14 protein-coding genes are annotated in these 14,307 nt (G+C 61.9%); 4 read left to right on the plus strand and 10 right to left on the minus strand.

The window, feature by feature from the left end; translation table 11 throughout:
* Positions 1-174 precede the first annotated feature (174 nt).
* The 4 genes from creD to RGV33_RS29915 are packed head-to-tail and all read right to left on the minus strand — an operon-like array spanning position 175 to position 4,176.
* Entirely contained in the window at positions 175-1,506 is a 1,332-nt protein-coding gene (gene creD, locus RGV33_RS29900; protein ID WP_322147997.1) for a cell envelope integrity protein CreD, read from the minus strand.
* Between the two features lie 52 nt (positions 1,507-1,558).
* Positions 1,559-2,998: a two-component system sensor histidine kinase CreC gene (gene creC / locus RGV33_RS29905; RefSeq protein WP_322147998.1), complete on the minus strand. Its 1,440-nt coding sequence runs from the start codon at positions 2,996-2,998 to the stop codon at positions 1,559-1,561.
* Positions 2,998-3,666 (minus strand): two-component system response regulator CreB, encoded by a 669-nt coding sequence (gene creB / locus RGV33_RS29910; protein ID WP_322148000.1) that lies wholly within the window; start codon positions 3,664-3,666, stop codon positions 2,998-3,000. Before creB ends, creC begins: the two co-directional genes overlap by 1 nt.
* A gap of 9 nt (positions 3,667-3,675) precedes the next feature.
* Complete coding sequence (locus tag RGV33_RS29915) at positions 3,676-4,176, minus strand: ATP-dependent zinc protease (protein ID WP_076017844.1); 501 nt, start codon at positions 4,174-4,176, stop codon at positions 3,676-3,678.
* Positions 4,177-4,349: 173 nt separating this feature from the next.
* Between RGV33_RS29915 and RGV33_RS29920 the strand changes: the two genes are divergently transcribed.
* Positions 4,350-5,237, plus strand: a complete 888-nt coding sequence (locus RGV33_RS29920) for an acyltransferase (protein ID WP_322148003.1) — start codon at positions 4,350-4,352, stop codon at positions 5,235-5,237.
* On the opposite strand, the gene RGV33_RS29925 is transcribed toward RGV33_RS29920, so the two are convergent.
* On the minus strand, positions 5,234-5,803 hold the full coding sequence (locus RGV33_RS29925) for a DUF2780 domain-containing protein (RefSeq protein WP_322148005.1): 570 nt from the start codon (positions 5,801-5,803) through the stop codon (positions 5,234-5,236). The genes RGV33_RS29920 and RGV33_RS29925 overlap by 4 nt on opposite strands.
* A gap of 152 nt (positions 5,804-5,955) precedes the next feature.
* On the opposite strand from RGV33_RS29925, the gene RGV33_RS29930 reads away from it, so the two are divergent.
* The 3 genes from RGV33_RS29930 to RGV33_RS29940 all read left to right on the plus strand — a co-directional run bounded on the left by RGV33_RS29930 (position 5,956) and on the right by RGV33_RS29940 (position 7,808).
* Positions 5,956-6,591: a sigma-70 family RNA polymerase sigma factor gene (locus tag RGV33_RS29930; RefSeq protein WP_322148006.1), complete on the plus strand. Its 636-nt coding sequence runs from the start codon at positions 5,956-5,958 to the stop codon at positions 6,589-6,591.
* Complete coding sequence (locus RGV33_RS29935; RefSeq protein WP_322148007.1) at positions 6,588-7,265, plus strand: anti-sigma factor domain-containing protein; 678 nt, start codon at positions 6,588-6,590, stop codon at positions 7,263-7,265. Before RGV33_RS29930 ends, RGV33_RS29935 begins: the two co-directional genes overlap by 4 nt.
* An 84-nt stretch (positions 7,266-7,349) precedes the next feature.
* Positions 7,350-7,808: an anti-sigma factor domain-containing protein gene (locus RGV33_RS29940; RefSeq protein ID WP_322148009.1), complete on the plus strand. Its 459-nt coding sequence runs from the start codon at positions 7,350-7,352 to the stop codon at positions 7,806-7,808.
* Between the two features lie 64 nt (positions 7,809-7,872).
* Here RGV33_RS29940 and fdhA read toward each other — a convergent pair whose 3' ends face one another.
* The 5 genes from fdhA to RGV33_RS29965 all read right to left on the minus strand — a co-directional run bounded on the left by fdhA (position 7,873) and on the right by RGV33_RS29965 (position 14,300).
* On the minus strand, positions 7,873-9,072 hold the full coding sequence (fdhA, locus tag RGV33_RS29945) for a formaldehyde dehydrogenase, glutathione-independent (RefSeq protein WP_177087101.1): 1,200 nt from the start codon (positions 9,070-9,072) through the stop codon (positions 7,873-7,875).
* Between the two features lie 184 nt (positions 9,073-9,256).
* Positions 9,257-10,114, minus strand: a complete 858-nt coding sequence (gene purU / locus RGV33_RS29950; RefSeq protein ID WP_322148012.1) for a formyltetrahydrofolate deformylase — start codon at positions 10,112-10,114, stop codon at positions 9,257-9,259.
* 96 nt (positions 10,115-10,210) lie between these two features.
* Entirely contained in the window at positions 10,211-10,843 is a 633-nt protein-coding gene (locus tag RGV33_RS29955) for a sarcosine oxidase subunit gamma (protein WP_322148013.1), read from the minus strand.
* A gap of 140 nt (positions 10,844-10,983) precedes the next feature.
* A complete protein-coding gene (locus RGV33_RS29960) occupies positions 10,984-14,001 on the minus strand; it encodes a sarcosine oxidase subunit alpha (protein WP_322148014.1) in 3,018 nt (1,005 codons plus the stop codon).
* Entirely contained in the window at positions 13,998-14,300 is a 303-nt protein-coding gene (locus tag RGV33_RS29965) for a sarcosine oxidase subunit delta (protein ID WP_322148015.1), read from the minus strand. Before RGV33_RS29965 ends, RGV33_RS29960 begins: the two co-directional genes overlap by 4 nt.
* Between the last annotated feature and the right edge of the window lie 7 nt (positions 14,301-14,307).

Raw genomic sequence — 14,307 nt, forward strand, 5'->3', positions numbered from 1 at the left:
TCCTGGGAGCGCTTCGCACTCCAGCGGGAGCAAGCTCCCTCGCCACAGCAAGCTCCCTCGCCACAGCAATCTCCCTCGCCACAAAAAGCTCCCGGGCCACAGGGAACAGCGCGTTAATCCTCACCACTAACTGCGCGCCCTCTTGCTGATCCTCCCGCAACCCCAACGACCGACTCATCGCTTGCCCACCCCATACCAATCCAGCTTGCGGGTCAGCACCATCACCGTGCCCAGCAACCCGAACAGCAACAACGACCCCATCAACAACGCGTAATCCTCGGCACTCAACAGCCCGTACAACACGCCATATAACGCCGCCAACCCCGCCGAAAACCCCAGGCCATGGGCGACACTGCGTAATACATGGCAAACGTAAAACCCATTCAGCAACACACAGGCCGCCGCCGATATCAGGTACGCCGGGCCAAACCCGATGTGCTCGGACAACGACAACAGCAGCAGGTAGAAAAACGCCAGGGCAACCCCCACCAGCGCGTACTGGATCGGGTGCACCGCCAGGCCCTTGAGCACCTCGAACAGGAAGAAACCGGCAAACGTCAGGGCGATAAACAGCAGCGCGTATTTGATCGCTCGGTCGCTCTTGAGGTACTGGTCCACCGGGTCGATGAAGCTCACGCCAAAGCTGCGGCTGTTGAAGTCGTCACAGCCGCGCTCGGCCAGGCAACCGCTGAGTGCTTCTTCCAGGTTGGTGGAGAAAAATGTGGTCTGCCAATTGGCGGTAAAGCCTTGGGCGCTGACCTCGCGCCGGGCCGGCAGGAAGTTGCCGATGAAGCTGGGGTGCGGCCAGTTGGACGCCAACTTCACCTGGCTGGTCTTGCCCACCGGCACCACTTGCAGTTGCTCGGTGCCTTGCAGGCGCAGGTCAAAGGCGAAGTCAAAGGGCGCCGGCTTCTTGCTGTCCTGCTCGGGCAGCATCACGTGTACGCCCTCCCCCAGCCACGCCACTTGAGTACCGGGGGAAAACGCCCGTTGCTGGCTGCCCAGCTCCAGCTTCAACGCATTTTCGATGCCGCGAATGTCACTGATACCCACCGCCAGATACGCCGGGTCAAACCGGTAATCGGCAAAGTTTTCCTTGATGCCCCATTGCTCCGGCAGCACAAACCGCCCGCTGACACGGCTGTCGGCGTGAAACAACCGCGCCTGGTAGATGCCCCTGGCGCGCACTTCGGTTTGCACCTGGCCGTCGAGCGCAAATTGCTCCGGCAGGAAATACAGACGACCGCGCACCTCACGGGTTTCTTCGTAGCGTTGGTTGAGCTTTTCATTGAGCTTCCACTCCCGGACGGTCTTGCGATACGGCACCACCAGCACCGGGCCACTGAGGCGCTGGCTGTAGCTGGAGCTGCGGGCGATGTCCTGCAACACGTCGTCGCGCAGTTGCTGACGGTCGGTAATCACCCCGTGGATCATCAGCAACGGAATCAACAACAGCACGATCAGCAGCGCGATGGCGCCCAGTTTGAAAAGCAGATTGCGGTTCATGAAGCTCTCCCTGTTTTGATGGGGGAGAGTCTGGCGGGCGCTTAAGGGGGGTTTATGAAGGGAATGTGGAGACTGTGTGGAGATGCAGGTTTACCTGCACGCCGCCGGGCACGTTACCGATCTGCAATGAGCCGCCGTGCAGCTTCATCACTTCCTCGACAAAGTTGAGCCCAAGGCCGGTGCTCTTGCGCCCGCTGGCCGGGCGCGGCAGCGAATAGAAGCGCTCGCTGAGGCGCGGCAAGGCGTACTCGGGAATCGGTTCGGCCTGGTTGAACAGGGTGAATTCGACGCCATCATTCAATGCCCGGGCACTGAACCGCAACGTGCCACCGGGCGGGGTGAAATCCAGGGCGTTCTCCAGCAGATTACCCAGCGCCTGGCGCAGCAGGAACGGCTCGCCGTACACCTGCACATCCGCTGCAATCGCCTGCTCGACCTGCAACCCGGCGCCTTCGATACGGGCACACTGGGCGTTGAGCACGTCGTCCACCAGCGCCGCCAGCGGCATGCTGCCCTGATCTTCAAGACCCTGGCGTTGTTCCACCTGCGCCAGGTTCAGCAGGCGCTCGATCAACTGCTGCAAGCGCGCGCTTTCACTGTCGATATTGCTCACGAAACGCTGCTGCTGATCATGGGACATGTCGCCCTGCAACAGCTCTGCCGCGCCGCGAATCGCTGCCAGCGGGCTTTTCAATTCGTGGGTCAAGGTGTGCACATAACGTTCGACATACGCCTTGCCTTCCAGCTGGGTCCGCATGTGCTCAACGGCGGTGGACAACTGCTCCAGCTCACCGCCGCGATAGTGCGGCAACTCGGCGCGCCGGCCTTCGCTGACCGCCTGGGCATACGCCGTCAGCCGGCGCAGCGCGACGCTCAACCACCATGACAACAACGCACCGAAGAGCAGGCCCAGGCCCACCAGCCCGGCGCCGTACCACAGCAGCCGGTCTTCGGTGCGGTCCACATAGGGTTGCAGCGAACTGTTGGGCTTGGCCACGGTGACCACGCCGATGATCTGCCTGTTATCGCGGATCGGCGCGCCGACGTGCATCACCGATGAGGTCGGGTCGTCCAGTTCGCTGCGGGTGGAGCGTGCACCGTATTCGCCGCGCAAAGTCAGGTACACGTCGTTCCACTTCGAGTAGTCCTCGCCCACCGCTTCGCCGGTGGAATCCAGCAGCACGATGCCCTTGGCGTCGGTGACGTAGATGCGGTGGTTGACCTGGTTTTTCGGCAGGCCCCAAATGTTGGCGCCGGGCTGACGTTCGCCGTAGGCCTTGAGCAGTTCCGGCCAATGGCTCTGCCCGAGGGTGCCGTTTTTCACATCGTCGCGCAAAATCTCCGCCAGCAGGTTGGCAGTGTCCACCAGGGTTTCTTCAGTGGACTGGCGCACGCCGGGGCGGATTTCCTTCATCACGGTGCTGAGGACGAAGTAGCCGGTCAGGCCGATAAACAGCGCATACACCAGGAAGAAGCGAATCCCCAGGCGCATCAGCTGTTGCCCGGGCTGTAGCTGTAGCCGAGGCCGCGATGGGTCTGGATGGGCTCGGCGTCGGGCGCCACCGCACGCAGTTTGCTGCGCACACTTTTGATGTGGCTGTCGATATTGCGCTCATAGCCTGCATCGGCGGCCACGCCTATGGCATCCAGCAGTTGCTCGCGGCTGAAGACACGTTCGGGTTGCTCCAGCAGACTTTGCAGCAAGCGAAACTCGTGGCGCGTGAGGCTCAGGGGCTGGCCGCGATAACTGATCTGCATGCGTTCCTGGTCCACCTGGAACACCGCCGTTGCCGTCGCTGGGCTCACACGCTTGAGAATGGCCCGTACCCGCGCCGCTACTTCTCGCGGGCTGAACGGTTTGACCACATAGTCGTCAGCGCCGATCTCCAGGCCCACCACGCGGTCGATCTCGCCGTCCCGGGCGCTGAGGAACATCACCGGCACTTCGCTGAAGCGCCGCAGTTGCTTGCAGGTTTCAAAGCCGGTGATGTCCGGCAAGCCGATGTCGAGGATGACCAGGTCCGCCGGGGTTTGCCGCTGATGGGCCAACGCCGCCTGGCCGAGACTCAGCCAGGTGGTGGTAAAGCCCTCGCCTTGCAGGGCGAAAATCAGCGTGTCGGCGATGGCCGCTTCGTCTTCGACAATCAGGATATGCGCCATGGTGATCCGTCAGCAGTCCGGTTTGTCCGCAGTGTAACGGCGTGCCGGGTTTACCGCCGCGCCGAATTCACGCAGGGCCTTGGCGCCGATCAGCAGTGGGTAGTTGAAGCTGCTGCGGTCGGTGAGGTTGACCTCCACGGTACGCTTGACGTTGCCCAGGCACATTTCCAGGTCGATCACCGGGCGCTTGGCCACGGTGGCTTCGTCCTTGTCGTCGTCTTCATCGGCGCGGCTCTTGATTTTGCTGATGCGCGAAACCTTGTGCTCGTACACCTTGTTGGTCGCGTCTTTGCCGCCGAGGCGGAAGCGTACCCAGTCGTCACCATCACGGGTGAAAGTCTCGATGTCCCGGGCCGACAGCGAGGCGGTCAGCGCGCCGGTGTCCATCTTGGCCTTGAACGTCTCGCCGATTTCCGGCAGTTGGATGTATTCATAGCGACCATAAAGGGTCGGCTCGGCAGCCATGACAGGCAGGGCCACCAGCGCTAGCAGGGCAAGGATGGATTTCACGTAGGAGGTTTCCTTGAAAAAAGTGGGCGAATTCTAGACCGCAAAACCGCTGCTTAGTTGAGCGCCTAAGCATAACGGGACTTGAGTGAAACATTCATCATCACATCTGCGATTTGGCCTCCCGGCACCAAGCTGCTTATCATGGCGGGCCAAAATGATTTCAAGAGTTACTTATGCGCCGCCTGCTCACCGGCTGTTTCGTCACATTGCTGCTATTGCTCAACACCCTCGTCCTGTTCGGGCCGTTGATGGTGTTTGCCTTGCTCAAGCTGGTGGCCCCCGGTCGCTTTCGCGACTACGCCTCCCGGGCCGTCATGTGGATCGCTGAAACCTGGGCCGAGATCGACAAGCTGATCTTTGCCCTGTGCATCCCTACCCAGTGGGATATTCGCGGCGGCGACGACCTGCGCGGCGATACTTCCTACCTGGTGATCAGCAATCATCAATCGTGGGTCGACATTCCGGCGCTGATCCAGGCCCTCAACCGCCGCACCCCGTTCTTCAAGTTCTTCCTGAAAAAAGAACTGATCTGGGTGCCGTTCCTGGGCCTGGCCTGGTGGGCCCTGGATTACCCGTTCATGAAGCGCTACACCAAGGCATTCCTGGCCAAACATCCGGAGTTGGCGGGCCAGGACCTCAAGATCACCAAGGAGGCCTGCGAGCTGTTCAAGCGCCAGCCGGTCACGGTGGTCAATTACCTGGAAGGTACGCGGTTTAGCCCGGCCAAGCGCAAGCAGCAGGGTTCACCCTTCGAGCGCCTGCTCAAGCCCAAGGCGGGCGGCGTGGCGTTCGTGTTGGCCGCAATGGGCGAACAATTGGATGCGGTGCTCGACGTCACCGTGGTTTATCCACAAGAGAATATTCCGGGTTTCTGGGACTTGATCAGCGGCGCAGTGCCGACGGTGATCGTTGATATCCGCACCCGAGAGCTGGATCCGGCGTTGTGGCAGGGGGATTACGAGAACGATCCGGCGTTTCGCCAGACCGTCCAGAACTGGGTCAACCAGCTCTGGATGGAGAAGGATGCGCGCATCGCCCAACTGCGCGCGCAGCAGCCTTAGCCGCCAGTGCCCCAGGCCGAAGCCAGTTTGCCCAGCACCGATTCGCTGGCGCCCTGGCCGCCCAGGTATTTGAGGATAACCGGCGCAAACTGGCCCACCATCCCACTGTCCATGCCCAACGCGCTGAACGCGGTGTTCAGGTCGCTGGTGTTCTTGACGTTACCCAATACGCTGTCCAGGCCCGAGGTCTTGCTGCCGCCGCTCTGACCGAGCATGCCGCTCAGGGCGCCGAGGCTGCCCAGGGAGTTGCTGCCGGAGAGCTTGTCCAGGCCCGGTACGCTCTGGGTCAGTTGCGAGTAATCACCGCCGCCCAATTTATTCTTGGCCAGGCCCAGCATCGCGCCGGTACCGCCGACGGCTTGCTCAGGGGTCACGTTCAATTGCGAGGTCAGGGCGCCCAGCAGACCAGCCGTCTGGGACGTGGGCGCAGCCGCTGCCGCCTTGTCGCCACCCTGTGCACCGGACACCGCGTTGGCTACGTCGCCAAGGCTGAAACCTGCTGCGAACACCGGGCTGGCCGCTACGGTCAACAGGCAGGACAGGGCAAAACCGCGTGAAATCTTCATCAAGACAACCTCTGAAAGTAAGCGCTAAAAGCAGGGCTTTGACTGGGTACGCCGAAGGATTGTTCCCTCCTGACAGATTAGTTCAGAAAACCACTGCATCCGATTCTCCTGCGCTGCGTATATCCACCACGAGCCGCACGGAGGTAGATGGAATGAATGCCCAAGCTGGACTAACCTCAGCCTGCCCTCTTTACCGTGCGCCGTCCCATCGCCCTGTTGCAAGTGCCTGGAGAAGCCCCATTTCGACTCACGATGCCGATCAGCTACGGCAATTGCTGGCCCAGTGTTCCCTGGGTAACCGCCAGGCGTTCGAAACGCTCTACCGCAGCGTTTCCCCGCGTTTGCACGGTGTCGCCTTGCGGTTCATGGGCCGCCAGGACCTGGCCGAGGAAGTGTTGCAGGAGAGCTTCGTGCGTATCTGGTTCAACGCCTCGCGCTACGAGGCCCACCTGTCGGCGCCGCTGACCTGGATGGTCAACATCACGCGCAACCTGGCCATCGACCAGTTGCGCAAACACCGCGAGCTACCCTTGGGCGAAGGCCAGGAAGAGGCCATGGCCGACGAAAGCCCCAGTGCCCATGAACGCCTCGACAGCGAGCGCGAAGCCCACGCCCTGAACCGCTGCCTCGACAGCCTTGAGGGCATGCAGCGCCAATCGATCACCGTGGCTTACTTCCAGGGCTTGTCATGCTCGGAATTGGCCGACCACCTGGCCGCGCCCCTGGGCTCGGTCAAATCCTGGATTCGCCGCGGCATGGAGCGCTTGCGCAGGTGCCTTGAATCATGAACTACCAGACCACGTCCCTGCGCCGCGCCCTCGCGGCGGATTACGCCATCGGGCTGATGCCCGCCACTGCGCGGCGGCGCTTTGAAGCGCTGCTGCAGGACGATGCAGCGCTGCGCATCGAACTCGGTCACTGGCAGGATGCCCTCACCAGCCTTACCGGACCGCTGCCTGAACGGCCGGTGCCGGATCATGTGTGGCAAGGGATCAAGGCGCGCATTGAGCCGCAAGTGCTGCATATGCCGGCGAAGAGACCGTTCTGGATGAACCTGCGGTTGCTGGCAGCGGCGTGCGGGGTGGTGATCGCGGTGTTGGTGGGTGTGTTGTACCAGCGCGACCTTGGGGTGGAATACAACGCCACGCTGGTGGCAGCTGATCAGCAGCCTGCGTTGAAGATCCAGGCGTATGCAGATCATCTGCAGGTGGAGCCGCTGGCCCTGGCGGCCGTGGAGCCGGCCCGCGCGTTGGAATTGTGGGCAATCCCGGCGGGTGGCAAACCGATCTCGCTGGGGTTGGTGCCGGTGTCGGGTAAAGGCCGGATTCAGTTGAGCAAGGAACAGCAGGCGTTGCTGACGGCGCCGATGACCCTGGCGGTAAGTCTTGAGCCTCAGGGTGGCTCGCCGACCGGGCAACCCACCGGGCCGGTGCTGTATCAGGGCCAATTGGCATCAATTTGATCCAGGGTTCAAGGCGATAGGTGAGGAACCGATTGGCATTACCTGGGTCCATGAAAGACTACAAAACATGTCAGGAAGAGCCTAATGACTGCGATCAACCCCCAAGTGATTGAGCAAAAGCCTTCATTCTGGAGCCGCCCACGCCTGTTCATCGGCGCCTGTTTGGTGGTAGTGGCAGGCGTCGCAGGCGCGCTCTACACCCAGGACAGCGTCAAGTCTGCCGCACTGCTGGTGAATACCACCCAGCAACCGGCCACGCAGATCGTGACTCACAAGGATTACCTCGAAGTGCAGCCGATTGCCGCCACCGCACCGGCCCCGGGCCAAAGCCTGGAACTGTGGGCCGTCCCGGCTGACGGTGCGCCGGTGTCACTGGGCCTGTTGCCGGAAGACGGCAAAGGCATTATTGGCATCAACCCGCGCCAGCAGGAATCCATCAGCAAGCCGGTGACACTGATGGTCAGTTCGGAGCCCAAAGGCGGCTCGGTGAGCAAGCAGCCGACGGGGCCAACGGTGTATCAGGGGGCTTTGGCGATTCGCTGAGTGACCCTCCCTGCCTCAGACGCAAAAAAGGCGACCCCTGGTCGCCTTTTTATTTGCCCGCGATTTAAGCCGCGCTGAACATCTTGTGCGGATCGATCACAAACTTCTTCGGCACGCCCGCATCGAACTCGCCGTAACCGCGCGGCGCGTCATCCAGACTGATGACTTCCACGCCCACAATGTCGGCAATCTTGATCCGGTCCCACATGATCGCCTGCATCAACTGGCGGTTGTACTTCATCACCGGCGTTTGCCCGGTGTGGAAGCTGTGGGATTTAGCCCAGCCCAAACCAAAGCGAATGCTCAGGCTGCCCATTTTCGCGGCCGCATCCACAGCACCCGGATCTTCAGTCACGTACAGGCCCGGAATACCGATTTTGCCGGCCACCCGCACCACGCCCATCAACGAGTTGAGTACGGTTGCCGGGGCTTCGTGCTTGACGCCGTCATGCCCGTGGCCGCGCGCTTCAAAGCCCACCGCATCCACCGCGCAATCCACTTCCGGCTCGCCCAACAGCGCGGCGATTTGCTCGTGCAGCGGCGTGTCTTTCGACAGGTCGGCAATTTCAAAACCCTGGGCCTTGGCGTGGGCCAGGCGAATCGGGTTCACGTCACCGATGATCACCACCGCGGCGCCCAACAGGCGAGCCGAGGCGGCAGCCGCCAGGCCGACAGGGCCGGCACCGGCCACATACACAGTGCTGCCAGGGCCAACACCGGCCGTGACGGCGCCGTGGTAACCGGTGGGCAGGATGTCGGAAAGGCACGTCAGGTCACGGATTTTCTCCATGGCGCGGTCGCGGTCCGGCAGTTTCAGCAGGTTGAAGTCGGCGTACGGCACCAGCGCGTATTCGGCCTGGCCACCAGTCCAGTCGCCCATGTCGACATAACCGTAGGCACCGCCTGGGCGGGCCGGGTTGACGCTCAGGCACACGCCGGTGTGCATTTCCTTGCAGGAGCGGCAACGGCCACACGCCACGTTGAACGGCACAGACACCAGGTCGCCGATTTTCAGGTTCTCGACGTCGCTGCCCTTCTCGATCACTTCGCCGGTGATTTCATGCCCCAGAACCAGGCCGGTCTGGGCAGTGGTGCGGCCGCGCACCATGTGTTGGTCGGAGCCGCAGATGTTGGTGGAGACCACGCGCAGGATGACGCCGTGCTCAATCTTCCTGCCACGGGGGTCCTGCATTTTGGGATAGTCGATTTTCTGTACTTCGACCTTGCCGTTGCCGAGATACACGACACCACGATTACCAGACATGCTTTCACCTCGCTGTTGTTTTTATGGAACCGCGTTGCCCAGGCAGGCAGCGCGTTAAAGTGCTCGGGTACAGATGCTGTTTTTGCGTTGTTTGTTGGGGCCTCATCGCAGGCAAGCCAGCTCCCACATTTTGATTTGTGAATACAGTCAAGTGTGGGAGCTGGCTTGCCTGCGATAGCGCCCGTCAGAGCACCACCGTGCGATTGGCGTTCAAAAACACCCGCCGCTCAATGTGATACCCCACGGCCCTGGCCAGGGTCAGGCCTTCAATATCCCGCCCCTTGGCAATCAAATCCTCCGGGTAGTGACTGTGGTCCACCACTTCCACACCCTGGGCGATGATCGGGCCTTCGTCCAAATCGTTGTTGATGTAATGCGCCGTGGCGCCCACCAGTTTCACGCCCTTGTTGTACGCCTGGTGATACGGCTTGGCGCCCTTGAAACCCGGCAGCAGGGAGTGGTGGATGTTGATCGCTTTGCCATCGAGCTTGCGGCACAGGTCCGGCGACAGCACTTGCATGTAGCGCGCAAGGATCACCAGTTCGGCACCCGACTCTTCGACCACCTGCCACACCTGCCGCTCCTGCGACGGTTTGTCGTTGGGGTCCAGGGGGAAGTGGTAGTAGGGAATCTGGTGCCAGTCGGCCAGGGGCTTGAGGTCGGGGTGGTTGGAGACCACGGCCACCACGTCCATCGACAGTTGGCCGATGCGTTGGCGGTAGAGCAAATCGTTGAGGCAGTGATCGGCCTTGGAGACCATGATCACCACTTTGGGCCGGTAGTTCGGCGCGGTCAGTTCGAAGATCATGCCGAAGGCTTCGCCGCGGGTGGCCAGGCCATCGCGGAAGGCTTGTTCGTCGAAGCCGTCGGGCTGGCGAAACTCCACGCGGATGAAGAAGCGGCCCGAGAGCCGGTCATCAAAGGAATGGTGTTCGGTGACGTAGCAGCCCTGCTCGAACAGATAGCGGGTTACCGCGTCCACCGTGCCGAGCACGCTGGGGCAGTCGGCGGTCAAAATCCATGTGTCGGGTACGCGGCTCATTACGGGTAACTCCTCAAACAACTCAGGCAACGCGCCCTCTGTGATCTCACCGACGCCATCGCCGGCGAGCCGGGCTCCTACAAGGTGAGCGTCCTATCAGGCTTCGACGGCCAGGCCATACTCAGCCGCTGCATCCTGCAACCACAGCCACCAGTAATCCGAAAAGCTGCGACGAATCACCAGCTCCCAGGTGTCTTGCGCGGTATGGCGAATCACCAGTTGCGACTTGGCGAACACCGTGCCAATTGCCTTGCCGACCGGAAAGCTGTCGGGGTGCACGTCATAGCTGGTGGATTTCATCAGCACATCGCGCACGTTCGGGCCGCTGAGTTCGAGAATCTGCTGGCCGCCGCTGACGTTGACGATCTGGATATGCAACTCGCCCAGCGCCTCGCGCAGGCTTTTCTCGGCGGCGAATTCTTCACCGCTCGGCACTACCAGCAACCACTCATCCGGGCCCAGCCATTGCAGGCTGTTTTCACCCTTGACGATAACGGCCAGGGTGCCGGGCAATTCGATGCCCAAGGCCTTGTGCACGCCGGCGGCGAAGGCAGCGTCATGACCATCACCACGAATGGTCAGATGGCCCAGCAGTTTCTTTTCGCGCACGGTCACGCCGGCGTTCTTGCGGCCCTTGCCAACCAGGCTGGCGAGGTCGGCATGGTGCAGCGACGACTCGGCCTTGGCGCCGGAGGTGGGGCGTTGTTGGTAAACATTGGCTGCGGTCATAAAGCACCTGTTTGAATTCTGTAGGTCTTGCGGTGACTGTTCTGGCCTCATCGCGGGCAAGCCCGGCTCCCACATTGTTGAATTGCGAACACCTTCAAATGTGGGAGCTGGCTTGCCTGCGATGCAGACGACTCGGTCTGTCAGATGTTCTGCCGGTCGCCTTTGGGGTCAAAGAACACCGAAGAAACAATCTGCGCCTCGATCACGCTGCCATCCGCCAGCGGCGCAAACACCCGCTCGCCGATGCGCTTCAAGCCGCCCTTGACCACGCCCATCGCAAACGAATAGCCAAGGGAGTTATGGGCATAACTTGAGGTGACGTGGCCGACCATCTTCATCGGGATCGTCTGCTTGGTGTCGAACACCAACTGCGCGCCTTCCGGCAGCCATACATTCGGGTCAACCGGCTTGAGCCCGACAAGCTGCTTGCGGTCTTCACGCACGCAATCTTCGCGATTCATCCCGCGCCAGCCGAGCCACGAGAACGGTTTGGTACGGCCTACACACCAGCCCATGTTCAGGTCGTCCGGGGTCATCGAGCCGTCGGTGTCCTGGCCGACGATGATGAAACCCTTCTCGGCCCGCAGCACGTGCATGGTCTCGGTGCCGTACGGCGTCAGGTTGTATTGCTTGCCGGCCTCGACGATTTTTTCGAGCACGCCCATGGCGTAGTCGGCCTGCACGTTGACTTCGTACGACAGCTCACCGGTAAACGAAATCCGGAACACCCGCGCCGGCACGCCGCCCACCAAACCTTCTTTCCAGGTCATGAACGGGAAGCCGTCCTTGTCCAGGTCGATGTCGGTGACTTCGCTCAACAGCTTGCGGCTGTTGGGGCCGGACAAGGTCATGGTTGCCCAGTGGTCGGTGACCGAGGTGAAGTACACCTTGAGGTCTGGCCATTCGGTCTGCTGATAGATTTCCAGCCACTGGAGTACGCGCGCTGCGCCGCCGGTGGTGGTGGTCATCAGGAAGTGGTTATCGGCGAGGCAGGCCGTGACGCCGTCGTCGAAGACCATCCCGTCTTCCTTGCACATCAGGCCGTAGCGGGCCTTGCCCACGTCGAGCTTGGTCCAGGCGTTGCTGTAGATGCGGTTGAGGAACTCGCGGGCATCCGGGCCTTGAATGTCGATCTTGCCGAGGGTCGACGCATCCAGCAGGCCGACACTGTCGCGCACGGCCAGGCATTCGCGTTTCACGGCGGCGTGCAGGTCTTCACCGTTGCGCGGGAAATACCAGGGGCGTTTCCACTGGCCGACGTCTTCAAACTCGGCGCCGTTTTTCACGTGCCAGGCTTGTAGCGCGGTGTAGCGCACCGGCTCGAAGATGTGCCCACAGTGGCGGCCTGCTACCGCGCCGAAGGTCACCGGCGTGTAGTTGGGACGGAACATGGTGGTGCCCATCTGCGCGATGGTCACGTTCAGCGAGCGGGCCGCGATGGCCAGGCCGTTGACGTTGCCGAGCTTGCCCTGGTCGGTACCAAAACCCAGTGCGGTGTAGCGTTTGACGTGCTCCACCGACTCGAAACCTTCGCGGGTGGCGAGTTCGATGGCGGCCGCGGTGACGTCGTTTTGCAGGTCGACAAATTGCTTCGGCGCCCGTGCGGTAGCTTTTTCGTGAGGCACCTGGAACAACGCCAGGGTCGGCTCTTCCAGACGGCTCAAGGATTTCGGAAGCGTGCCTTCCACCGGCGCAAACCCGGCTTCGCTGGCAGCGCGCACGCCACCTTCAAAACCATCGGCCAGGGAATCGCCCAGGCCGTAGACCCCATTGATACCACCGACGCACACGCGTTTCTGCGGTGCTTCGCCCGGCACGAAACCGAGGATGTCTTCACGCCAGGTCGGCTTGCCGCCCAGGTGCGAAGCCAGGTGGACCACCGGGCTGTAGCCGCCGGAGCTGGCGACCAGGTCGCAGTCCAGCCACTCGCCGGGGCTGGTGACTTTATGCGCGTTGACGTCGATAGCAGCCACGCGGGCGCCAGTGACGTGCTTGCTGCCACGGGCTTCGATCACCGCGCTGCCGGTGAGGATACGGATGCCTTTGGCGCGAGCTTCTTCAACCAGAGCGCCGCGTGGGTTGTGGCGCGCATCGGCCACAGCGACCACTGAAAGACCCGCGTCGTACCAGTCCAGCGCCACGCGGTAGGCATGGTCGTTGTTGGTCGACAGCACCAGCTTCTTGCCCGGTGCCACGCCGTAGCGACGCACATAAGTGGAGACCGCACCTGCCAGCATGTTGCCCGGCACGTCGTTGTTGCCGTACACCAGCGGGCGCTCGCACGCACCGGTGGCCAACACCACGCGCTTGGCGCGAATACGGTGGATGCGCTGACGCACCTGGCCAATCGGCGCACGGTCACCGAGGTGATCGGTGAGGCGCTCGTGGATGGTCAGGAAGTTATGGTCGTGGTAACCGTTGACGGTGGCGCGAGGCAGCAGCACCACGTCGGGCAGGGCTTTGAGTTCTGCGATCACACTGGCGACCCACTCGGCCGCCGGCTTGCCGTCGAGGCTTTCGCGAGAGTCCAGCAAGGAGCCGCCGAACTCTTCCTGCTCGTCCGCGATGATCACCCGTGCGCCACTGCGGGCAGCGGCCAGGGCAGCCGACAGACCGGCAGGGCCGGCGCCCACAATCAGCACGTCGCAGTGACGGTTCATGTAGTCGTAGGTGTCCGGGTCGTTCTCGGTCGGCGAGCGGCCAAGACCGGCTGCCTTGCGGATGTACTTCTCGTACGTCATCCAGAACGATTGCGGGTACATAAAGGTTTTGTAGTAGAAGCCCGGCGGCATCAGCTTGCCGCCGACCTTGCCGAGAATGCCCATCATGTCGTTGTTCACGCTCGGCCAGCCGTTGGTGCTGGTGGCGACCAAGCCTTGATACAGCGCTTGTTGCGTAGCGCGCACGTTGGGGATTTGCGTGGCTTCGGTAGCGCCGATCTGCAGCACCGCGTTCGGCTCCTCGGCGCCGGCAGCAAAGATGCCGCGTGGGCGCGAATACTTGAAGCTGCGACCGATGATGTCGACGCCGTTGGCCAGCAATGCAGCGGCCAGGGTATCGCCTTCAAAGCCTTTGTAGCTCTGGCCGTTGAAGCTGAAGCTCAGGACTTTGTTGCGGTCGATCCGGCCACCGTTGGACAGGCGATTGATCTGGCTCATACCTTCTCTCCAGAAGCCTTGGCGGTGAATTGCGGCTTGGTGCCTATCTTGTAGGTTTCAAGAATTTCGTAGGTCACGGTGTCGCGGGTGGCGTTGAAATACTGGCGGCAACCGGCCGCGTGAATCCACAGTTCGTGGTGCAGGCCGCGCGGGTTATCGCGAAAGAACATGTAGTCGCCCCACTGCTCGTCGGTGCAGGTGTTGGGGTCCAGCGGGCGCGGGATGTGCGCTTGGCCGGAGGCGTGGAATTCCTCTTCGGAGCGCAGCTCAAAGCAGTGAGGACAGAAGATATGCAACATAGAGAAT

Origin of the sequence: Pseudomonas sp. Bout1, from assembly GCF_034314165.1 — a bacterium.
In the GTDB taxonomy this organism is placed as follows: Bacteria; Pseudomonadota; Gammaproteobacteria; order Pseudomonadales; family Pseudomonadaceae; genus Aquipseudomonas.

Bases quoted from the DNA above. Each gene is read 5' to 3' on its own strand.
- creB (WP_322148000.1), bottom strand. From the start codon at position 3,666: ATGGCGCATATCCTGATTGTCGAAGACGAAGCGGCCATCGCCGACACG.
- RGV33_RS29960 (WP_322148014.1), bottom strand. From the start codon at position 14,001: ATGAGCCAGATCAATCGCCTGTCCAACGGTGGCCGGATCGACCGCAAC.
- RGV33_RS29930 (WP_322148006.1), top strand. From the start codon at position 5,956: ATGAATGCCCAAGCTGGACTAACCTCAGCCTGCCCTCTTTACCGTGCG.
- creD (WP_322147997.1), bottom strand. From the start codon at position 1,506: ATGAACCGCAATCTGCTTTTCAAACTGGGCGCCATCGCGCTGCTGATC.
- creC (WP_322147998.1), bottom strand. From the start codon at position 2,998: ATGCGCCTGGGGATTCGCTTCTTCCTGGTGTATGCGCTGTTTATCGGC.
- RGV33_RS29955 (WP_322148013.1), bottom strand. From the start codon at position 10,843: ATGACCGCAGCCAATGTTTACCAACAACGCCCCACCTCCGGCGCCAAG.
- RGV33_RS29935 (WP_322148007.1), top strand. From the start codon at position 6,588: ATGAACTACCAGACCACGTCCCTGCGCCGCGCCCTCGCGGCGGATTAC.
- fdhA (WP_177087101.1), bottom strand. From the start codon at position 9,072: ATGTCTGGTAATCGTGGTGTCGTGTATCTCGGCAACGGCAAGGTCGAA.
- RGV33_RS29925 (WP_322148005.1), bottom strand. From the start codon at position 5,803: ATGAAGATTTCACGCGGTTTTGCCCTGTCCTGCCTGTTGACCGTAGCG.
- RGV33_RS29940 (WP_322148009.1), top strand. From the start codon at position 7,350: ATGACTGCGATCAACCCCCAAGTGATTGAGCAAAAGCCTTCATTCTGG.
- RGV33_RS29920 (WP_322148003.1), top strand. From the start codon at position 4,350: ATGCGCCGCCTGCTCACCGGCTGTTTCGTCACATTGCTGCTATTGCTC.
- purU (WP_322148012.1), bottom strand. From the start codon at position 10,114: ATGAGCCGCGTACCCGACACATGGATTTTGACCGCCGACTGCCCCAGC.
- RGV33_RS29965 (WP_322148015.1), bottom strand. From the start codon at position 14,300: ATGTTGCATATCTTCTGTCCTCACTGCTTTGAGCTGCGCTCCGAAGAG.